General features: G+C 70.4%; 17 protein-coding genes. 15 read left to right on the forward strand and 2 right to left on the reverse strand.

The annotated features are described in order from the left end of the window. Positions 1–219: 219 nt before the first annotated feature. The 4 genes from ACIPVK_RS17485 to ACIPVK_RS17500 all read left to right on the forward strand — a co-directional run bounded on the left by ACIPVK_RS17485 (position 220) and on the right by ACIPVK_RS17500 (position 3,692). Positions 220–816, forward strand: coding sequence for an ATP-dependent Clp protease proteolytic subunit (locus ACIPVK_RS17485; RefSeq protein WP_407613290.1), 597 nt, complete (start codon positions 220–222; stop codon positions 814–816). 45 nt (positions 817–861) lie between these two features. Further along, positions 862–1,524 (forward strand): ATP-dependent Clp protease proteolytic subunit, encoded by a 663-nt coding sequence (locus ACIPVK_RS17490; RefSeq protein ID WP_407613258.1) that lies wholly within the window; start codon positions 862–864, stop codon positions 1,522–1,524. Between the two features lie 167 nt (positions 1,525–1,691). Beyond that, a complete protein-coding gene (clpX, locus tag ACIPVK_RS17495) occupies positions 1,692–2,984 on the forward strand; it encodes an ATP-dependent Clp protease ATP-binding subunit ClpX (RefSeq protein WP_407613259.1) in 1,293 nt (430 codons plus the stop codon). A gap of 84 nt (positions 2,985–3,068) precedes the next feature. Continuing rightward, the gene (locus ACIPVK_RS17500) at positions 3,069–3,692 is read left to right on the forward strand and encodes a disulfide bond formation protein DsbA (protein WP_407613260.1); all 624 of its coding nucleotides are present in this window, start codon (positions 3,069–3,071) and stop codon (positions 3,690–3,692) included. A 446-nt stretch (positions 3,693–4,138) separates the two neighbouring features. On the opposite strand, the gene valS is transcribed toward ACIPVK_RS17500, so the two are convergent. Further along, positions 4,139–6,766 carry a valine--tRNA ligase gene (valS, locus tag ACIPVK_RS17505; RefSeq protein ID WP_407613261.1) on the reverse strand — a complete coding sequence of 876 codons (2,628 nt, stop codon included), beginning with the start codon at positions 6,764–6,766 and terminating at the stop codon, positions 4,139–4,141. A 194-nt stretch (positions 6,767–6,960) separates the two neighbouring features. Continuing rightward, positions 6,961–8,649 carry a glycoside hydrolase family 13 protein gene (locus ACIPVK_RS17510; protein WP_407613262.1) on the reverse strand — a complete coding sequence of 563 codons (1,689 nt, stop codon included), beginning with the start codon at positions 8,647–8,649 and terminating at the stop codon, positions 6,961–6,963. A gap of 133 nt (positions 8,650–8,782) precedes the next feature. Between ACIPVK_RS17510 and ACIPVK_RS17515 the strand changes: the two genes are divergently transcribed. The 11 genes from ACIPVK_RS17515 (at position 8,783) to cobA (ending at position 19,973) form a co-directional block, all read left to right on the forward strand. Further along, positions 8,783–9,166: a DUF488 domain-containing protein gene (locus ACIPVK_RS17515; protein ID WP_407613263.1), complete on the forward strand. Its 384-nt coding sequence runs from the start codon at positions 8,783–8,785 to the stop codon at positions 9,164–9,166. A gap of 74 nt (positions 9,167–9,240) precedes the next feature. After that, a complete protein-coding gene (locus ACIPVK_RS17520) occupies positions 9,241–10,011 on the forward strand; it encodes an SDR family oxidoreductase (RefSeq protein ID WP_407613264.1) in 771 nt (256 codons plus the stop codon). Further along, positions 10,008–10,760, forward strand: coding sequence for a sirohydrochlorin chelatase (locus ACIPVK_RS17525; protein WP_407613265.1), 753 nt, complete (start codon positions 10,008–10,010; stop codon positions 10,758–10,760). The genes ACIPVK_RS17520 and ACIPVK_RS17525 overlap by 4 nt, the downstream gene beginning before the upstream one ends. A gap of 76 nt (positions 10,761–10,836) precedes the next feature. Then, positions 10,837–12,570: a nitrite/sulfite reductase gene (locus ACIPVK_RS17530; protein ID WP_407613266.1), complete on the forward strand. Its 1,734-nt coding sequence runs from the start codon at positions 10,837–10,839 to the stop codon at positions 12,568–12,570. Beyond that, positions 12,567–13,319 carry a phosphoadenylyl-sulfate reductase gene (locus ACIPVK_RS17535; RefSeq protein WP_407613267.1) on the forward strand — a complete coding sequence of 251 codons (753 nt, stop codon included), beginning with the start codon at positions 12,567–12,569 and terminating at the stop codon, positions 13,317–13,319. Before ACIPVK_RS17530 ends, ACIPVK_RS17535 begins: the two co-directional genes overlap by 4 nt. Positions 13,320–13,401: 82 nt before the next feature. Continuing rightward, the gene (cysD, locus tag ACIPVK_RS17540) at positions 13,402–14,364 is read left to right on the forward strand and encodes a sulfate adenylyltransferase subunit CysD (protein ID WP_407613268.1); all 963 of its coding nucleotides are present in this window, start codon (positions 13,402–13,404) and stop codon (positions 14,362–14,364) included. Further along, positions 14,364–15,743: a sulfate adenylyltransferase subunit 1 gene (locus ACIPVK_RS17545; RefSeq protein WP_407613269.1), complete on the forward strand. Its 1,380-nt coding sequence runs from the start codon at positions 14,364–14,366 to the stop codon at positions 15,741–15,743. The genes cysD and ACIPVK_RS17545 overlap by 1 nt, the downstream gene beginning before the upstream one ends. Before the next feature lie 70 nt (positions 15,744–15,813). Continuing rightward, positions 15,814–16,926 carry an ABC transporter substrate-binding protein gene (locus ACIPVK_RS17550; RefSeq protein ID WP_407613270.1) on the forward strand — a complete coding sequence of 371 codons (1,113 nt, stop codon included), beginning with the start codon at positions 15,814–15,816 and terminating at the stop codon, positions 16,924–16,926. Next, the gene (locus ACIPVK_RS17555) at positions 16,923–17,645 is read left to right on the forward strand and encodes an ABC transporter ATP-binding protein (RefSeq protein WP_407613271.1); all 723 of its coding nucleotides are present in this window, start codon (positions 16,923–16,925) and stop codon (positions 17,643–17,645) included. Before ACIPVK_RS17550 ends, ACIPVK_RS17555 begins: the two co-directional genes overlap by 4 nt. Further along, a complete protein-coding gene (locus tag ACIPVK_RS17560; RefSeq protein ID WP_407613272.1) occupies positions 17,635–18,621 on the forward strand; it encodes an ABC transporter permease in 987 nt (328 codons plus the stop codon). The genes ACIPVK_RS17555 and ACIPVK_RS17560 overlap by 11 nt, the downstream gene beginning before the upstream one ends. 83 nt (positions 18,622–18,704) lie before the next feature. Beyond that, positions 18,705–19,973: a uroporphyrinogen-III C-methyltransferase gene (cobA, locus tag ACIPVK_RS17565; protein ID WP_407613273.1), complete on the forward strand. Its 1,269-nt coding sequence runs from the start codon at positions 18,705–18,707 to the stop codon at positions 19,971–19,973. Positions 19,974–20,032: the final 59 nt, after the last annotated feature.

The raw sequence follows: 20,032 nt of genomic DNA on the forward strand, positions 1-20,032 counted from the left end.
CCCCCGCGCCTGCTTTTAACCCCTCTTTTAAGCCCACGGCGATGCCCGCCCCGGCCCCCATGCGCCGACAGCGAACAGCTGCCCCTGCACCGCCAAAGTCGCTGGCCAAGGCAGTAATGTTCAAGGAAGTAAAGAGCCGGTGGCCCGACGGACAGAACATCGGGGCACGGCATCACGGAGAGGTATCAGAACATGTCCAGTGACTCCCGCACTCCCACGATGGCTTCGGTAGATCCGGCCGCACGTGAGGACTACATCTACAATCGACTCCTCAAGGAGCGGATCATTTGGCTCGGCTCGGAAGTCCGAGACGACAACGCCAACGCGATCTGCTCGCAGTTGCTCCTGCTCTCCGCGGAAGACCCGGAGAAGGACATCTACCTGTACATCAACTCCCCGGGTGGTTCCATCACCGCCGGCATGGCGATCTACGACACCATCCAGTACATCCCCAACGATGTCGTCACCGTCGCCACCGGCCTGGCCGCCTCCATGGGCCAGTTCCTGCTCTCCTCGGGCACCCCGGGCAAGCGCTACGCCACCCCGAACGCCCGCATCCTGATGCACCAGCCGTCCGGCGGCATCGGCGGCACCGCCTCGGACATCCGCATCCAGGCCGAGCTGATCCTTCACATGAAGAAGGTCATGAGCGAGCTGACCGCCACGCAGACCGGCCAGACCGTCGAGACCATCCTGAAGGACAACGAGCGCGACAAGTGGTTCACCGCCACCGAAGGCCTCGAGTACGGCTTCTTCGACCACATCGCCCAGTCCTCCGGCATCGTCTCCGGTGGCGGCGGGGTTGCAGCAAAGTAACGCGACGGAACCCCGGCAGACCTAACTGATTTCCCAGGAGATACGATGAATTTCACCCCGCATGCCACCTCCGGCGAAATGCCCTCGGCACGCTACATCCTTCCGCAGTTCGAGGAGCGCACCCCCTACGGGTTCAAGCGCCAGGACCCGTACGCGAAGCTCTTCGAAGACCGCATCATCTTCCTTGGTGCCCAGGTCGACGACGCCTCGGCGGACGATGTCATGGCCCAGCTGCTCGTCCTCGAGTCCATGGACCCCGAGCGCGACATCACCCTGTACATCAACTCGCCGGGCGGCTCGTTCACCGCGATGACCGCCATCTACGACACGATGCAGTTCGTCCGCCCCGAGATCCAGACCGTGTGCCTGGGCCAGGCAGCCAGCGCCGCAGCGGTGCTGCTGGCCGGCGGCACCCCGGGCAAGCGCCTGGCGCTTCCCAACGCACGCGTGCTGATCCACCAGCCCGCCATGGGCGGAGGCGAACGCGGCACCGCGAGCGACCTGCAGATCCAGGCCGAGGAAGTCATGCGCATGCGCGCCTGGCTCGAGACCACCCTGGCCGGGCACAGCAACAAGACCGCTGAGGAAGTCGGCAACGACATCGAGCGCGACCTCTACATGACGGCCGCCGAGGCCAAGACCTACGGTTTGATCGACGAGGTCCTGACCCCGCGCAAGATCAAGGCACAGGGCAGCATCACCCGCTAACGGCGGGACACGGGGGGACGGGCGGCTTCTGCGGGGCGCGAAATATGCGCACCACGGGCCGCCCGTTCGCCCATTCTGACGGCGCTCTGTCATAGAGTTAAGGCAGTTCAGCATTTTCCGGTTCTCTCGGGCCGGTCTTACCGGTACCAGATAAGGGGACCAATACGATGGCACGCATGGGTGAAGGGTCTGATCTGCTCAAGTGTTCCTTCTGTGGCAAGAGCCAGAAGCAGGTTCGCAAGCTGATTGCCGGCCACGGCGTCTACATCTGCACCGAATGCATCGAGCTCTGCAACGAGATCATCGAGGAAGAGCTCGCCGAGGTCGAAGAGGGCGTCGACTTCGAACTGCCCAAGCCGAAGGAAATCTTCGACTCCCTGCAGGAATACGTCATCGGCCAGGAGGGCGCCAAGCGCTCTCTGGCGGTGGCCGTGTACAACCACTACAAGCGCATCCAGGGCGGTGCCGCGGCCAAATCCGTCTCGGCGCTCTCCGACGCCAACTCCCTCGACGAGGTCGAGGTGGCGAAGTCCAACATCCTGCTCATCGGACCCACCGGCTGCGGCAAGACCTACCTGGCCCAGACCCTGGCCCGGCGCCTGAACGTCCCCTTCGCCGTCGCCGATGCCACCTCGCTGACCGAGGCCGGGTACGTGGGCGAGGACGTCGAAAACATCCTGCTCAAGCTCATCCAGGCGGCGGACTACGACGTCAAGAAGGCCGAGCAGGGCATCATCTACATCGACGAGATCGACAAGATCTCGCGCAAGAGCGAAAACCCCTCGATCACCCGCGACGTCTCGGGCGAGGGAGTGCAGCAGGCCCTGCTGAAGATCCTCGAGGGCACCGTCGCCGCGGTTCCGCCGCAGGGCGGACGCAAGCACCCGCACCAGGAATTCATCCAGCTGGACACCACCAACGTGCTGTTCATCGTCGCCGGCGCCTTTGCCGGACTCGAGGAGATCATCTCCTCCCGCGCCGGACGCAAGGGGATCGGTTTCGGTGCCCCGCTTTCGGCGCTGAAGTCCGAGGCTGCCTCGTATTCCGACGTGCGCCCGGAGGACCTGTTGAAGTTCGGGCTCATCCCGGAGTTCATCGGCCGCCTGCCGGTGATCAGCACCGTGGAAAAGCTTGACCGCGAGTCGTTGATCAAGATCCTGTCGGAACCGAAGAACGCGCTGATCAAGCAATACCAGAAGATGTTCCGCATGGACGGCGTGGAGCTGACCTTCGAGCTCGGTGCCCTGGAAGCCATTGCCGACCTCGCCCTGGCACGCGACACCGGTGCCCGCGGACTGCGCGCGATCCTGGAGGAAACCCTCAGCGCCACCATGTTCGAAATGCCGAGCCGCGAAGACGTCGCCGAGGTCGTCATCACCGCCGACGTGGTGCTCAATGGCGCCGAACCGTCGCTGATTTCCGCGCAGGTCGCGGACAAGCGCGGGAAGAAGTCCGCCTAGCCACCCCGTCGGGCACCCCGGACCCGGCCTTGCCGCGAAGTCCGGGGCCGTCCCCCCATGTCGTTCAATTGAAGGAGAAGTACCTTGTCCGAGAAGACTCACGTTGATTTTTGGTTCGACCCGGCCTGCCCCTTCGCCTGGGCGACGTCCCGCTGGGTCCTGGAGGTCGAGAAGGTCCGCGACATCGAGGTGGCGTGGCATGTCATGTCGCTCTCGGTGCTCAACGACGGCCGGGAGGGCCTGAGCGACCACTACCGGGAATTCGTGGCCAAGGGCTGGGGTCCGGTCCGCGTGCTGATCGCCGCCGCGCAGAAGCACGGAGACGCGGTGCTGGGCGATCTCTACACCGCCATGGGCGAGCTGTTGCACCACGAAAAGGTCGAAGACTACAACGAGGTCATTTCCCGTGCCCTGGCCAAGGTGGAGCTGGATCCGGAGTTGGCCACGGCCGCAACCGGCACCGACCACGACGAGGCGCTGAAGGCAAGCCACGAGAACGGGATTTCCCGGGTTGGACAGGACGTCGGCACGCCGGTGATGGCCTTGAACGGGACAGCATTCTTCGGCCCCGTCATCACCCGCATTCCCGAGGGCGAGGAGGCCGGCAAGCTCTTTGACGCTGCCGTCGGCCTGGCATCGTTCCCGTACTTCTTCGAGATCAAGCGCAGCCGCACCGAGAGCCCGCAGTTCGACGTCGAAGCCAACTGACGGCCAAAACCTGTCAATGGCCCAAAGGGCCAAACTTTTGAGCATGGGGTCGGGGCAAACCACAAAGTTTGCACCGACCCCTTGCTGGCTTGCGGGCCGGAGCGTATAAAAGTAATACGCATCACTACCGGAATGATGCTGAACAAAAACCAAATTCGCGGTGACGAGCTATTGGAATCTCTTCTAGCTCGGCTGCAGCAGCGAAGCAGCAAGACCCACGCAACGAGGATTTTGTTCGGTTCTTCAAATCAACGCTGTACGAGAACCTACACCGAGTCGAAGCCCCTCCGACATTAGTTTGTCAGCCGAAGGGGCTTCCCCTCTGTCTGCCGCCTTTCGCGATGCCGGAGGAGGGGACGGTCCCGGTTGAAAAGGCGAGGGCGCTGTGCCCGCCCCCGCGGGGACGGGCACAGCGCCCTCGTTGCCGGGAGCCCCGGCGTGCGGAACTAGGCCTGGACGGTGTCCTCGGCCGGTGCCAGCACCACATCGTTGACCGACAGGTCGCCATCGGCGGCCACCAAACTCATGTCCTTGGCGTTGCCGGCGGCCAGCAGGTCGCCCAGGCCGCTGCGCAGCAGCTCCAAGGTGGCCTCGGGAGCGGAAATCACCCCGGAGAGCACCTCGGTGCGCTGCTTGACCTTGGCCTCGGACTTGGCCTTGCGGATGCCCGAGAGCGCTTCGCCGACGATCGGCAGCACTGCGGTGTTGGCACCGTCGAGGGCGCCGGCCAGGTGGGCCGAGCCGGGCCATTCGGCGCGGTGGACCGAACCTGCGCGCCACCAGCCCCAGACCTCTTCGGTGGCGAAGGGCAGGAACGGGGCAAAGAGGCGCAGCACCGAATCCAGCGTGGTGGCCAGGGTCGCAAGCACGCTGGCCTGTTCCGCGTCGCCGCGGGCACCGTAGGCGCGGTCCTTGATCAGTTCCACGTAGTCGTCGGTGAACGACCAGAAGAACGACTCGGTGATGTCCAGCGCGCGTGCGTAGTCGTAGGCGTCGAAGGCGCGCGAGGCGTCGTCGATGACCTGGGACAGGCGGGCCAGCAGGGACTTGTCCAGTCCGTTGGTGACCACCGAGGCATCGCCGGTGATGACGTTGGCCTGCGTGGCACCCAGGTTCAGCACGAACTTGGAGGCGTTGAGGATCTTGATCGCCAGGCGGCGGCCGATCTTCATCTGGTTGATCTCGTACGCGGTGTCGGCACCCAGCTTGGCGCTGGCCGCCCAGTAGCGCACGGCGTCGGAGCCGTAGTCGTTGAGCACGTCGGTGGGGACCACCACGTTGCCCTTGGACTTGGACATCTTCTTGCGGTCCGGGTCAAGGATCCAGCCGGAGATCGCCGCGTGCTTCCACGGGGCGACGTCGTGCAGCGCGTCGGCGCGCACGGCGGAGGAGAACAGCCAGGTGCGGATGATGTCGTGGCCCTGCGGGCGCAGGTCGAACGGGAAGACCTTGTTGAAGAAGTCCTCCTCGCGGCTCCAGCGGCCCACGATCTGCGGGGTCAGCGAGCTGGTGGCCCAGGTGTCGAGCACATCGGCATCCCCGACGAATCCGCCGGCGACGTTGCGCTGGGACTCCTCGTAGCCCGGGGCGACGTCCGCGGCCGGGTCGACCGGAAGCATCGCATCGGTCGGCAGGATCGGGTGCTCGTAGTCGGGCTCGCCGGCGGCATCCAGCGGGTACCAGACGGGCACCGGCACGCCGAAGAAGCGCTGGCGGGAGACCAGCCAGTCGCCGTTCAGGCCCGAGATCCAGTTCTCGTAGCGCGAGCGCATGAACGCCGGGTGGAACTCGATCTGCTCGCCGCGCTTGATGAGGCGCTCGCGGCGTTCCTCGTCGCGCCCGCCGTTGCGGATGTACCACTGGCGGGAGGAGACGATCTCCAGGGGCTTGTCGCCCTTTTCGAAGAAGTTCACCGGGTGGGAGATCTTCTTCGGCTCCCCGTCGAGCAGGTTGGCGGCAACGAGCAGCTCGACGACGCCCTCCTTGGCGGAGAACACCGTCTTGCCGGCGATCGCGGCGTAGGCCTCGGCCCCGGCCTGCGTGGTGATCCACTCCGGGGTCTCGGCGATGACGCGGCCGTCGCGGCCGATGATGGCGCGGGTCGGCAGCTGCAGTTCGCGCCACCAGGTCACGTCGTTCAAGTCGCCGAAGGTGCAGACCATCGCGATGCCCGAGCCCTTGTCCATCTTGGCCAGGGCGTGCGGGTAGACGGTCACCGGCACGTCGAAGAGCGGGGAGGTGACGGTCTTGCCGAAGAGCGGCTTGTAGCGCTCGTCGTCCGGGTTCGCGACCAATCCGGCGCAGGCGGCCAAAAGCTCGGGACGGGTGGTCTCGATGAAGACCTGGGTGCCGTCCTCGGCGGTGAACGGGTAGCGGTAGTAGGCGCCGGGCATTTCCCGGTCCTCGAGCTCGGCCTGGGCCACCGCGGTGCGGAAGGTGACGTCCCACAGCGTGGGGGCCTCTGCCATGTAGGCGTCGCCGGCGGCCAGGTTGGCCAGGAAGGCGCGCTGGGAGACCGAGCGGGAGACGTCGTCGATGGTGCGGTAGGTCAGGTCCCAGTCCACGGACAGGCCCAGGGTGGAGAAAAGGTGCTCGAAGACCTTCTCATCCTCGACCGCGAGCTCCTCGCAGAGCTCGATGAAGTTCTTGCGGGACACGACGTCCCAGTCGCGCTGGTTCTTCGCCGGGGTCGCCGGGGGGCGGTAGCCCTCCACATAGGAGTACGTCGGGTCGCAGCGCACGCCGTAGTAGTTCTGCACGCGGCGCTCGGTGGGCAGGCCGTTGTCGTCCCAGCCCATCGGGTAGAACACGTTCTTGCCCCGCATGCGCTGGTAGCGGGCCAGCACGTCGGTCTGGGTGTAGGAGAACATGTGTCCCACGTGCAGCGAGCCCGAGGCTGTCGGCGGGGGAGTGTCGATCGAGTAGACCTGCTCGCGCGTGGTCTCTGCGTTGAATTTGTAGGTGCCTTGCTCGCGCCAGCGGGCGCCAAGGCGTTCCTCCAGGCCCTCGAGAACGGGCTTGTCCGGAACGGAAACGATGACGGGCGTGTCTGTGCCCAAGGTGTCTTCTGCCATGTTCCCCATTCTCCCATGAGCGCGGGCATTCCCCCCAGTCGGCCGCGGATGGTGCACGCCACAAGCACGCCACAGGCACGCCGCCGGCCCTCCGGGGGCGCAGGCGACGACGCCGCGTGCGCCCCGGGGCCGTCCGCGGTAGCGGGGCAGACCGCCACCGGGCTACGGGTCTCCGGGTCTACTGGACTACTGGATTACGGGGCGAACCAGAGGGTGGTTTCCGCCGGGACCACGGTGGATGCATCGGGCAGCGGGCCGCTGGCCACGACGATCCTTGCCGCGTCGAGACCCTCAGGCAGCTCCAACGCAACGGCGCCGAAGTTGGTGAGCACCTCCCAGCCGTTGGGCCGACGGTAGTGCGCGAGGGTGGCATCGGGCGCGGAAACCCAGCGGAGGGACTCGGTGGTTTGCAGCTTCCGGCGCCACGCCAGGGCGCTGCGGTAGAACTGCAGGGTGGAGCCTTCCACCCCGTCCTGGGCGCTGACGGCATGCTCGGCAAACCAGGCAGGCTGGGGCAGCCACGGCGGGCCGCCGAAGCCCAGATGCTCCTCCTGTGCGTTCCAGGGCAGCGGCACGCGACAGCCGTCGCGGCCCTTGAGCGTCTTCCCGGTGCGGAACCACGTGGGATCCTGCAACGAGTCCAGGGGCAGGTCCGCCGCCTCCAAGAGACCCAGTTCCTCGCCCTGGTAGAGGTAGGCGGAACCCGGCAGGCCCAGCATGAACAGCGTTGCGGCCCGGGCCCGGCGCAGCCCGCGCGCCGGATCGGTGGCCGGTTTCCGGCCGCCGGAGAGCAGCCATGCGTCCTGGGCAGCCGCGTCGGTGCCGTCCGGCAGGGAGTAGCGCGAGGCATGGCGCACCACGTCGTGGTTGGAGAACACCCAGGTGGACGACGCCCCGGAGGCCTGAGCCTCCTCGAGGCAGCGGGCCACGATCGCGCGGAACTCGGCGGCGGCAAAGGGGGCCTGCAGCAAATCGAAGTTGAAGGCCTGCCCGAGCCCGGTGGGCCGCGCGTAGCGCAGGCGGCGGTCGGTGAACGGCACCCAGGCCTCGGCCACGGCAATGCGCGGCGGGTCGTATTCGTTGAGCACCTCGCGCCAGCCCGCATAGATCTCGTGGACCTCGTCGCGGTCAAAGAGCACGTCGCTGCCGTCATCAACCAAGATTTCCAGCGAGGGCTTGGAACGCAGCGGATGGGCCATGTCCTTGGCCAGCGCATGGGCAACGTCGACGCGGAAGCCGTCCACCCCGCGGTCGGCCCAGAAACGCAGCGTGGTGTGGAAGTCCTCGCGGATCTCCGGGTTGTCCCAGTTCAAGTCCGGCTGCTCGGAGGCGAAAAGGTGCAGGTACCACTGCCCCGGCGCCCCGGCGTTCTCCCCGGTGGTTTCGGTGATGCGGGTCCAGGCCGGCCCGCCGAAGTGCGACGGCCAGTCCGAGGGCGGGAGTTCGCCGTTTGCGCCCAGCCCGTCGCGGAAGTGGTAGCGGGCCCGTTCGGGGGAGCCCGGTGCCGACGCGAGGGCCGCGGTGAACCATTCGTGGCGGTTGGAGCTGTGGTTGGGCACCACGTCGGCGATGACCTTGATGTTCGCCGCATGGGCGGCCGCGACCATGGCGTCGAAGTCCTCCAGGGTGCCCAGGCGCTCATCCACGTTGCGGTAGTCGTCCACGTCGTACCCGCCGTCGGCCAGGGCCGAGGGGTAGAAGGGGGAGAGCCAGATGGCGTCGATGCCCAGCTCCGCCAGGTAGCCCATGCGCGAGGTCACCCCGGGCAAATCGCCCAGACCGTCTCCCGTCGCGTCGGCGAAGCTGCGCGGGTAGACCTGGTAGACGGCGGCCTGGCGCCACCAATCGGCGGGAGGCACGGGTGCCGGGACGTGGTTGTTCATGGGGCGGGTGGATCCTCTCGGACAACGTGCGGGCCGTGGGTGCTTCCAGTATGTCGCCGCGTCGACTCGATTCCCCGCATTTGGCCCCGTCGTGGCCGTGGAAGATTCGTCCTGGCCGTCCTACGCTGGAGCCATGGGTACCTTTCGATTGCTGCGCGCCTACGAACCCGCCGACGGCGGCTACCGGATCCTGGTCGACCGCTTGTGGCCACGGGGACTTGGCAAGGAGCGGGCGGCGCTCGATGACTGGGCCACGGACGTTGCGCCCTCGCCCGAGCTGCGCGTCGCCTTCAGCCACAAGGCCGAGCGCTTCGGCGAGTTCACCGACCACTACCGACACGAACTGGACGTCGGGTCCGCCTCCGCGGGGGCCCAGCGGCTGTTGGGGATCGCGCGGGAGCACGAGGACGTGGTGCTGCTCTACGCGGCCCGCGACACGGTGCACAACCACGCGGTGGTGCTCCTCGACTTCCTGCGCAGGGCGCAGCAGGGGAGAGGGACGGGCAACGGGACCTGAAGGCTCCCGAACACCCGCGCCACGAACCGACATTGCGCTTGGGAGCCGGACGCCGCGCTGGATAGGATGCGGACATGTCATCACAGAATCCAGTCATCCAGCACGCAGCCGTCGTCACCGGGGCCTCCAGCGGCATCGGGGAGGCCACCGTCCGCGCCCTGACCGCCTCCGGGTGGAAAGTCTACGCAGTCGCCCGCCGCGCCGAGCGGCTAGCGGCGCTCGCCGAGGAGACCGGCGCGGTGCCCGTTCCCGCGGACGTGACCGACGACGCCCAGGTCGCCGGGCTGCTGGCCGCGGTCGAGGCCGGCGGCGGCATCGACACACTGATCAACATTGCCGGCGGCGCCCGCGGCGCCGACTACCTGGCCGAGGCCAAGAACGAGGACTGGGACTTCATGCTCCAGGCCAACGTCATGGGCACCATGAAAACCACCCGCGCGTTCCTGCCGATGCTCCGCGCCCACGGCGAGGGCACCGTGCTCAACCTGACCTCGACCGCCGGGCTTATCAGCTACGAGGGCGGGTCCGGCTACAACGCGGCGAAGGCCGCCCAGCGCGCGCTCACCCAGGCGCTGCGCCTGGAGGAGGTCGAACACAACGTGCGGGTCATCGAGGTGCTGCCGGGACTGGTGCACACCGAGGAATTCGCCCTGCGCCGGCTGGGCGGGGACCGCGAGAAGGCGGAGAAGACCTACGCCGGGGTGGCCAAGCCGCTGAGCGCCGGGGACGTGGCCGACGTCGTCTCCTATGCGGTCAACGCCCCGCACCACGTGAACCTCGACGAGATCGTCATCCGCCCTGTCGCCCAGGCCGCCGCCCACAAGCTGATCCGCGGGCAGGCGTGAGCATCCCCGCCCCCGCCCCAGCCGCCGGCCCCGGGCCGCGGCGGCTGCACGTCGTGGCCTGCGCCCACGGCACCGACAACACCGACGGGCGCCGGCTCGTGGACGGGTTGCGCGAGGAGCTGGCCGCGGAGCTCGCCGCCGACGGCATCCACGCGACCGTCCACGAGGCCTACGTCGACGTGCAGGAACCCCGGCTGGAAGCCGTGCTTGCCGCGCTGCCTCCCGGCGAACAGGCCATCGTGGCGCCGCTGCTGCTCTCCGAGGGCTTCCACAGCCGCGTGGACATCGCCGATGCGGCGGCCGCGCGCCCGCACACCGGGGTGAGCGCACCCGTGGGCCCGGACCCGCGCCTGGCCAAGGTGCTGGCGAACCGGCTGGCCGAGGCCGGGCACCGGCCGGGGGACGCCGTGGTGCTCGCCGCCGCGGGAACGCGCATCGAGGCCGGGCAGCGGCAGGCCGCACGGATGGCGCAGATGCTTGCGGAGGAACTGGGCCACCCGGTGGCCGTCGCGTTCGGCTCGGCGGCCACGCCGTCGGTGCCCGAGGCGGTGGCCGCGGCGCGCGCCGCGGGGGCCGGGCGCGTCGGGGTCGCCTCCTTCCTGCTGGCCCCCGGGTTCTTCCACGACCGGCTGGCCGGAGCCGGCGCGGACTATGTGTCAACGGCGCTGCTGCCCAGCGTCACAATCGCGAAATGTGTCGCCGGAAGACTCGCCGAGGCGCTCGCGGAGGGGTCCGCCGACACCGAATAGGTCGTCGCGTTACGGCATGACGCTGCGGGTCGGGGGCGTTGGCGGGCCGCCGCCGGGCGGCCCTAGTGTCGAAGCCATGACACAGGCAACCGACACCCCGGCAAGCACCGGCACCGCCCGGCCCGCCCGCCCGGCCCGCCCGGCGGCCAAGCCGCACGGACAGTGGAAGATCGACGGGCCCGCACCGCTGAACGCCAACGAGGAGTTCAAAGCGGACGACAACGGCCTGAATGTGCGCGAGCGCATTGAAACCGTGTACGCCCGCGGCGGCTTCGACTCCATCGACCCGACCGACCTGCACGGCCGCTTCCGCTGGTGGGGCCTCTACACCCAGCGCAAGCCCGGCATCGACGGCGGGCGGACCGCCACCCTGGAGCCGCACGAGCTCGAGGACCGCTACTTCATGCTCCGCGTGCGCATCGACGGCGGCACGCTGACCACGGCGCAGCTGCGCACCATCGGGGAGATCTCCCGCGACTTCGCCCGGGACACCGCGGACGTGACCGACCGGCAGAACATCCAGCTGCACTGGATCGACGTCGTGGACGTGCCGGAGATCTGGCGGCGGCTCGAGGCCGTGGGCCTGGACACCACCGAGGCCTGCGGGGACGTGCCCCGCGTGATCCTCGGCTCCCCGGTCGCCGGTATCGCCAAGGACGAGATCCTGGACCCGACCCCGGTCATCGCCGAGATCCGCGAGCGCTTCATCGGGGACCCCGAGCTGGCGAACCTGCCGCGCAAGTTCAAGACCGCCATCTCCGGGCACCCGTCCCAGGACGTGGTGCACGAGATCAACGACATCTCCCTGATCGCCGTCAACCACCCCGAGCACGGGCCGGGCTACGACCTGTGGGTCGGCGGCGGGCTGTCCACCAGCGCCCGCCTTGCCGAGCGGCTCGGCGCGTTTGTGCGCCCCGAAATCGCCGCCGAGGTGTGGCTGGGCGTCGTGTCGATCTTCCGCGACTACGGCTACCGGCGGCTGCGCAACAAGGCGCGGCTGAAGTACCTGATGAACGACTGGGGACCCGAACGCTTCCGCACCGTGCTGGAAACCGAATATCTGGGCTACGCGCTGCCTGACGGGCCGGTGCCCGCCGAGCCGACGACCCGCGGCGACCACGTGGGCATCCACGAGCAGAAGGACGGGCGCTTCTTCATCTGCGCCTCCCCGAACGCCGGCCGGCTCTCCGGCACGCTGCTGCTGGAGCTGGCCGACCTGCTCGAGCGCCACGGATCCCAGCGGCTGCGCACCACCCCGCACCAGAAGCTGCTGGCCCTGGACATCCCCGCCGAGTCGGTGGCCGCGGCCGCCGCGGAACTGGACGCGCTGGGCCTGGAAACCGCGCCGAGCATCTTCCGCCGCTCCGCGATTGCCTGCACCGGCATCGAGTTCTGCAAACTGGCGATCGTGGACACCAAGGACACGACCATCGCCGCGGTCGCCGAGCTCGAGACCCGCTTCGCCGAGAAGTCGGCGGTGCGCCTGCCGGCCTCGCTGAGCCTGCACGTGAACGGCTGCCCGAACTCCTGCGCCCGCATCCAGACCGCGGACATCGGGCTGAAGGGCCAGTTGCTGCCCGACGGCAACGGCGGACAGACCCCCGGCTTCCAGGTCCACCTGGGCGGGGGACTGGCCTCCACCGAACGCGGGGAGGCCGGGCTGGGCCGCACCGTGCGCGGGCTGAAGGTCACCGCTCAGGAACTGCCCGACTACATCGAGCGGGTGCTGGAAAACTACTCGGCCGGTTCGACGGACGGCGAATCCTTCGCCGCGTGGTCGCACCGCGCCGCGGACGAGGAGGTCGTATGAGCGCCGACATCGCGAACACCGACATCGCGAACACCGAGGTTGCTGACGCCGACGCCCGGATCGCCGCGGACCGCGCGCTGGCCGAGGCCGGTGCCGCGGAGCTGGGCTTCGACGCAAGCGCCACCGAGGTCATCGCCTGGGTGCAGGCGAACTTCGCCACCGCCGAGGTCGCCGTTGCCTGCTCGATGGCCGACGCGGTGCTCCCGGCGGTCGTCGCCGAACAAATGCCCGGGGTCGACGTGCTCTTCCTGGAGACCGGCTACCACTTCCCCGAGACCCATGCGGCCCGCAACGAGGTCGCGGCAACGCTCGACGTGCGGATCATCGACGTGCTCCCGGTGAGCACCGTCGCCCAGCAGGACGCCGAGTTCGGGCCCAGGCTGCACGAGCGCGACCCCGCCGCCTGCTGCCGGCTGCGCAAGATGGAGCCGCTGGCCAAGGCGCTGTCCGGCTACCGGCTCTGGTTCACCGGGGTCCGCCGCGAGGAGGCCCCCACCCGCACCAACACCCCGCTGGTCACGTGGGATGCGGCGCACGGGTTGGTCAAGGTCAACCCGCTGGCCTCCTGGAGCTTCGACGAGCTGATTTCCCACGCCACCACGCACAGCGTCCCGGTGAACCTGCTGCTGTCCAACGGCTACCCCTCGATCGGCTGCGCCCCCTGCACCCGGCCGGTGGCCGCGGGCGAGGACCCGCGCGCCGGCCGCTGGGCCGGGGTGGCCAAGACCGAATGCGGCATCCACCGATGAGCACCGCGTTGGCCCCCGGCCGCCACCCGAACCACCGAACCCCACCCGCACCCGCACCCGCACCCATCCGAAGGAGCCAGAGATGAGCACCACCGCAGCCGCCCCCGCGCGCCCGGGCCCCGCCACAACCGGCACCACAACCGGCACCACCAGCGACATCGACGTGCTCGATGCGCTGGAGGCCGAATCCATCCACATCCTGCGCGAGGTCGCCGCCGAGTTCGAGCGCCCCGCCATGCTGTTTTCCGGCGGCAAGGACTCCGTGGTCATGCTGCACCTGGCCGCCAAGGCGTTCTGGCCCGGCACCGTGCCCTTCCCGGTGCTGCACGTGGACACCGGGCACAACTTCGAGGAGGTCATCAAGTTCCGCGATGACACCGTGGAGCGCCTGGGCCTGCGCCTGGTGGTTGCCAGCGTGCAGGACTACATCGACGACGGCCGGCTGACCGAGCGCGCCGACGGCACCCGCAACCCGCTGCAGACCACCCCGCTGCTGGACGCCATCGGCGCCAACCGCTTCGACGTGCTCTTCGGCGGCGGGCGCCGCGACGAGGACAAGGCCCGGGCCAAGGAACGCATCCTGTCGCTGCGCGACGAGTTCGGCCAGTGGGACCCGCGCAACCAGCGCCCCGAGCTGTGGAACCTGTACAACGGGCGCCACACCCCGGGGGCGCACGTGCGCGCCTTCCCCATCAGCAACTGGACCGAGCTGGACATCTGGCGCTACATCGAGCGCGAGAACATCGCGTTGCCGCCGCTCTACTACGCCCACGAGCGTACGGTCTTCGAGCACTCGGGCATGTGGCGGGCCGTCGGCGAATGCAGCCGGCCGGGCGACGGCGTGCCGGTGACCCGGCGCACCGTGCGCTACCGCACCGTGGGGGACATGTCCTGCACCGGGGCGGTGCTCTCCGACGCCGACACGGTCGCGAAGGTCATCGCCGAGGTCGCCACCACCACCATCACCGAACGCGGCGCCACCCGCGCCGATGACCGCATCTCCGAGGCGGCCATGGAAGACCGCAAGAAGGACGGGTATTTCTAATGAGCACCACGAACCTGGACACCACCGCATTGGACGCCACCGCACCGGCCCTGGGCGGCCGCGGGCTCTTCCGCTTCGCCACCGCCGGCTCGGTCGACGACGGCAAGTCGACGCTCGTCGGCCGGCTGCTGCACGACGCCAAGGCGGTCCTCGCCGACACCCTCGAGGCGCTGGCCCGCACCTCCGCGGAGACCGGCTTCGGCGGCGGGGACGGCACCCTGGACTTGGCGCTGCTCACCGACGGGCTGCGCGCAGAACGCGAGCAGGGCATCACCATCGACGTGGCCTACCGCTACTTCAGCACCGGTGAGCGCTCCTTCGTGCTGGCCGACTGCCCCGGACACGTGCAGTACACCCGCAACACCGTCACCGGGGCCTCCACCGCCGACGCGGCCATCGTGCTCATCGACGCCCGCAAGGGGGTGCTCGAGCAGACCCGCCGGCACCTGGGCGTCATCGGCCTGCTGCGCGTGCCCAACGTGGTCATCGCGGTGAACAAGATCGACTTGATCGGCTACGACGGGCAACGCTTCGCGGACATCGCCGCCGACGTGGCCCGGGTCGCCGCCGGGTTGGGCCTGCCGGTGCCGCACACCCTGCCGGTCTCCGCGCTGGTCGGGGACAACGTGGTGGAGCGCTCGGCGCACACGCCCTGGTACACGGGGCCCACGCTGCTGGGGCTGCTCGAGTCCCTGCCCACCCGCGACGAATCGGACGCCGCCGCCGAGGACTTCCGCTTCCCGGTCCAGCTGGTGCTGCGCCCGCAGGGTGCGCTGGCCCCGGGGCTGGAGCCGGAAGAATTCCGCGACTACCGCGCCTACGCCGGGGCCATCGCCGCCGGCACCATCGCCGTGGGGGACGCGGTCACCGTCGCCACCCCGGGGGCCCCGCGCCGGGAAACCACCGTCGTCGGGATCGATGCCGCGGGGGTGGAACTGGCGTCCGCCGCGGCGCCGGCCTCCGTCGCCCTGCGGCTTGCCGACGAGCTGGACATCGCCCGCGGGGACACCATCGCCGCGGCCGGCACCCTGCCGGACTCCTCGGCGGACCTCTACGGCCAGCTGTGCTGGCTCTCGCCGGCCCCGCTGCGTCCCGGCGCCACGGTGCTTATCAAGCACGGGACCGCGACGGTGCGCGCGAAGGTCACCGCCATCGAGGGACGGCTGGACCTGGAGGACTTCGGGCTGCTGCCCGCCGACGTGCTGGAACTGAACGACATCGGCACCGTGGTGCTGAGGCTGGCCGGCGAACTGCCCACCGAGCCCTACGTGCGCCACCACCGCACCGGCGCGTTCCTGGTCATCGACCCGCAGGACGGCAACACGCTTGCCGCCGGGCTGGTCGGGGACCGGGCCGCCACCTTCGCCCCCGCCGCCTAGCGCGGCTCCCCGCCCCGGACCGGCACCCGCCCGATCCCACCCCACACCGACAAAAGAAGGACACCTCGCCATGGACACCATCCGGTACACCGCCGCCGGCCCGCACCGCGGCCCCGGCCGACGGGCGCTGCTGGCCGGCGGCACCGGGCTGCTGGGCCTGCTGGTGCTCGGGGCCGCGGCCACCACCACGGTGCCGCGGCCCGGGTCCGCGGAGAGCGTTCCGGCCACCGCGGCGGGCACCCTGCGGCTGGGCTTCTTCGCCAACCTGACCCACGCCCCGGCGCTGGTCGGCACGGCCAAGGGCTTCTTCGCCCGCGAGCTCCAGGGCTCCGGGACGCAGTTGGCCACCAGCCTCTTCGGCGCCGGACCGGCGGCCGTCGAGGCGCTGAACGCCGGGGCCATCGACGCCGCCTACCTGGGGCCGAACCCGGCGATCGCCGCCTTCGCCTCCAGCGGCGGGCAGGGAGTGCGCGTGCTGGCCGGCGCTGCGGCGGGAGGCGCCCAGCTGGTGGTCCGCGCCGGGCTCGCCGACGCCGCGTCGCTGCGCGGGAGAACCCTGGCCACCCCGCAGCTCGGCGGCACGCAGGACGTCGCGCTGCGGACCTGGCTCGCTGCCCGGGGACTGGACACCGACCTGCGCGGCGGGGAGGTGGCCATCACCCCGACGGCCAACGCCCAGAGCCTGGAGCTGTTCCGTGCCGGAAAGATCGATGGGGCGTGGCTGCCCGAACCGTGGGCCTCCCGGCTGGTGCTGGAGGCCGGGGCGCGCGTGCTCGTCGACGAGGCCGAGCTGTGGGACGGGACGGACACCGGCGCGCCGGGGCTGTTCCCGACCACGGTGCTCGCCGTCTCCCCGGCCTTCGCCGCCCGCCACCCGGGCACCGTCGAGGCCCTGCTGCGCGGCCACCTCGCCGCGCTGGACTGGATCAACACCGCGAAGCCCGCCGACGTGCTGGCCACGCTGAACGCGCGGCTCGCGGAGACTGCCGGCGCCGCCCTGGCCCCGGCCGTGCTGCAACGCGCGCTGGGCAAGCTGGAATTCACCGCCGACCCGCTGGCCGGGGCCTACCCGCGCCTGCTGGCCAACGCCGTCGCCGCCTCCCTGTCCGAACCGGCGAACCTCGACGGGCTGGTCGACACCGCGTTCCTGGCCAAGGCGCGCGCCGCGAAGGGAACCAAGTGAGCATCGTCATCGAGAACCTGTCCAAGGACTACGGGGCCGCACCGGTGCTCTCCGGCATCACCACCACCATCGCCGACGGCGAGTTCGTGGCGGTCCTCGGGGCGTCGGGCTGCGGCAAGTCCACGCTGCTGAACATCGTCGCCGGGCTCGAACCGCCCACGGCCGGCGCCGTGAGCGTCCCTGCCGGAGGCGCCGCGTTCATGTTCCAGGACGCGGCCCTGCTGCCCTGGCTCACCGCCCGGGCCAACATCGAACTGGCCCTGGAGCTGCGCGGTCTGCCGCGTGCCGAACGCGCCGCGCGCGCCACCGAGCTGCTGAAGCTGGTCCACCTTTCCGATGCCGGGGCCAAGCGCCCGCACGAGCTCTCCGGGGGCATGCGCCAGCGCGCCTCGCTGGCCCGCGCCCTGGGCCAGGACCGCCCGGTGCTGCTGATGGACGAGCCGTTCGCCGCCCTTGACGCGATCACCCGGGACCTGCTGCACGAGGAACTCGAACGGATCTGGCGCGCCCACCGGCGCACCGTGGTGTTCGTGACCCACAACGTCCGCGAGGCCGTGCGGCTGGGCCAGCGGGTCCTGCTGCTCTCCTCCCGCCCCGGGAGGGTCGCCGCCGAGTGGGAGATCCCCGAACACGTGCGCACCGACCCGGCCGCGCAGGCCGCCCTGACCCGGGACATCACGCAGAGGCTACGCGAGGAGATCCGCCACCATGCCCACTAGCATCACTTCAGCCACCGCCATTGCCCGTGAACGGGCCACCGCCCGCGCCGCGGACCCGGCCGTGCACCCCGCCTTGGACCCGGACGCGGCAGGACCGCCCGAAGGCCCGGACTCCCCGGACGCCCCGGACAACCTCGGCGAGCTCGAGGCCGGCCTGGACAGGCTGCAGGACGACACGGCCGCCTCCCGCCCGCCGGTCGGGAAGATCCTGCTGCCGCTGGGCACCCTCGCGGGCCTGCTGAGCCTCTGGCAGCTGGCCGCCTGGTTCGGGTCCCCGCGCGCCGACCTCTTCCCCGGCCCGCTCGAGGTGCTCGGCACCGCCGCGTCCCTGGCCGCCGACGGACGGCTGGCCGAGGCGGTCTTCACCTCGCTGCAGCGCGGGGTCCTCGGCTTCGCGCTGGCCCTGGCCATCGGCACGCCGCTGGGGCTGCTGCTCTCGGCCTCCTCCACGCTGCGCCGCGGCCTGGGCCCGCTGGTCTCCGGGCTGCAGGTGCTGCCCAGTGTCGCCTGGGTGCCGGCCGCCATCATCTGGTTCGGCCTGACCGACGCCACGGTCTTCTTCGTGGTGCTGATGGGCGCGACCCCCTCCATCGTCAACGGGTTCCTCTCCGGCGTGGACATGGTCCCGCCGCAATACCGCCGGCTGGGCACCGTGCTCGGGGCCAGCCGCACCCAGCAGCTGCTGCGCATCGTGCTGCCCGCGGCCTTGCCCGGCTACCTGGCCGGGCTCAAGCAGGGCTGGGCGTTCTCCTGGCGCTCGCTGATGGCCGCCGAGATCATCGCCGTCGGCGGGTCCATCGGCTTCGGCCTCGGCTCGCTGCTGCAGCAGGGCCGCGACCTGTCGCAGATGGCGGTGGTGGTCTCCGCGATCCTGGCCATCCTCGCCGTGGGCATCGCCGTCGAACTGCTGGTCTTTGCCCCGCTGGAGCGCAGGCTGCTGCGCCGCCGCGGCCTGGCCCCCGGAGCCGGACGATGAACCGGGCAGGGAAACACCCGATGAACCGACCAGTGGCCCCGCGCCACACACCCACCAGATTCCACCACCGTCAGGAGCCGAGCATGTTCGAGCCAACCGCCCCCCGCGAGGCGCCCATCCACCCGCTGGCCCTGCGCCTTTCCGGCAAGGCAGTGCTCTGCGTCGGGGCCGGGGCTGTGTCCGAACGCCGGGTCAACCAGCTGCTCGAGGCCGGGGCACGGGTCACCGTCATCGCCCCGGCGGCGGTTCCGGGGATCGAGGAGCTGGCCGATGCCGGACGCCTCACCTGGCTGCGGCGCGGCTACGGGCCCGGGGACCTGGAGGGCATGTGGCTGGCCCACACCGCCACCGGGGACCGGGAGCTCGACGCGCGGGTTTCCGCCGACGCGGAAGGGCTGCGGATCTGGTGCGTCAACGCCTCGGACCACGCCGCCTCCAGCGCCTGGACCCCCGCCGTCGCCCGGACCGAGGAGGGGATCACCGTCGCGGTCACCGCCGGCGGGGACCCGCGCCGCGCCGCCGGGCTGCGCAACGCCATCGCGCTGGCCGCCGACACCGGGCTGCTGCCGCTGCGCCGGCGCCGCGCCGGAACCGGCTCGGTCGCCCTGGTCGGGGGCGGCCCCGGCGACCCGGGGCTGATCACCGTCACCGGGCGCCGGCTGCTGGCCGCCGCGGACGTGGTGGTCGCCGACCGGCTCGGCCCGCGCGACCTGCTCAAAGAGCTCGACCCTTCGGTGCGCATCATCGAGGTCGGCAAGGCCCCCGGGGACCACCTGGCCACCCAGGACGAGATCAACGCGGTGTTGGTGCGCGAGGCGCGTGCCGGGAACCGGGTGGTCCGGCTCAAGGGCGGGGACCCGTTCGTGCTGGGCCGCGGCGGCGAGGAAGCTGCCCACTGCCGCGAAAACGGCGTCGCCGTCGAGGTCGTGCCGGGGGTGACCAGTGCGGTCTCCGTCCCGGCCGCCGCCGGCATCCCCGTCACCCACCGCGGGGTGGCCGCCGGATTCTCGATGGCCACCGGGCACGACGAGCTCACCGAGCTTCCGGCCCGGCCCGACCACACCCTCGTCCTGCTGATGGGCGTGGCCCGGCTGGGGCGCAACACCGCCACGCTGCTGGGACGCGGGCTGCCCGCGGACACCCCGGTCGCGGTCATCGAGCGCGGGTGGACCCCGGAGCAGCGGGTCACCATCGACCGGCTGGACTCGATCGCCGCCACCGCCGAGGCCATCGGCGTGGCAAACCCCGCCGTGGTCGTCATCGGCGACGTGGTGCGGCTCAGCCCGCACGCAGCCGGCAGGCTGGCACCGGCGGCTCCCGCCCACCTGCGGCAGCCACTGCCCGTCGGCTGAGACGGCACCCGCACCAACACCCCGCACCACTCCCGCACCACCCGCGCACTGCAACCCTT

This window comes from Paeniglutamicibacter sp. MACA_103 (genome assembly GCF_045798555.1).
Taxonomy (GTDB): domain Bacteria; phylum Actinomycetota; class Actinomycetes; order Actinomycetales; family Micrococcaceae; genus Paeniglutamicibacter.

Coding starts and splice junctions, on each gene's coding strand:
- ACIPVK_RS17485 (WP_407613290.1), top strand. CDS start 220: ATGGCTTCGGTAGATCCGGCCGCACGTGAGGACTACATCTACAATCGA.
- clpX (WP_407613259.1), top strand. CDS start 1,692: ATGGCACGCATGGGTGAAGGGTCTGATCTGCTCAAGTGTTCCTTCTGT.
- cobA (WP_407613273.1), top strand. CDS start 18,705: ATGTTCGAGCCAACCGCCCCCCGCGAGGCGCCCATCCACCCGCTGGCC.
- ACIPVK_RS17520 (WP_407613264.1), top strand. CDS start 9,241: ATGTCATCACAGAATCCAGTCATCCAGCACGCAGCCGTCGTCACCGGG.
- ACIPVK_RS17510 (WP_407613262.1), bottom strand. CDS start 8,649: ATGAACAACCACGTCCCGGCACCCGTGCCTCCCGCCGATTGGTGGCGC.
- ACIPVK_RS17545 (WP_407613269.1), top strand. CDS start 14,364: ATGAGCACCACGAACCTGGACACCACCGCATTGGACGCCACCGCACCG.
- ACIPVK_RS17515 (WP_407613263.1), top strand. CDS start 8,783: ATGGGTACCTTTCGATTGCTGCGCGCCTACGAACCCGCCGACGGCGGC.
- cysD (WP_407613268.1), top strand. CDS start 13,402: ATGAGCACCACCGCAGCCGCCCCCGCGCGCCCGGGCCCCGCCACAACC.
- ACIPVK_RS17560 (WP_407613272.1), top strand. CDS start 17,635: ATGCCCACTAGCATCACTTCAGCCACCGCCATTGCCCGTGAACGGGCC.
- valS (WP_407613261.1), bottom strand. CDS start 6,766: ATGGCAGAAGACACCTTGGGCACAGACACGCCCGTCATCGTTTCCGTT.
- ACIPVK_RS17550 (WP_407613270.1), top strand. CDS start 15,814: ATGGACACCATCCGGTACACCGCCGCCGGCCCGCACCGCGGCCCCGGC.
- ACIPVK_RS17530 (WP_407613266.1), top strand. CDS start 10,837: ATGACACAGGCAACCGACACCCCGGCAAGCACCGGCACCGCCCGGCCC.
- ACIPVK_RS17490 (WP_407613258.1), top strand. CDS start 862: ATGAATTTCACCCCGCATGCCACCTCCGGCGAAATGCCCTCGGCACGC.
- ACIPVK_RS17535 (WP_407613267.1), top strand. CDS start 12,567: ATGAGCGCCGACATCGCGAACACCGACATCGCGAACACCGAGGTTGCT.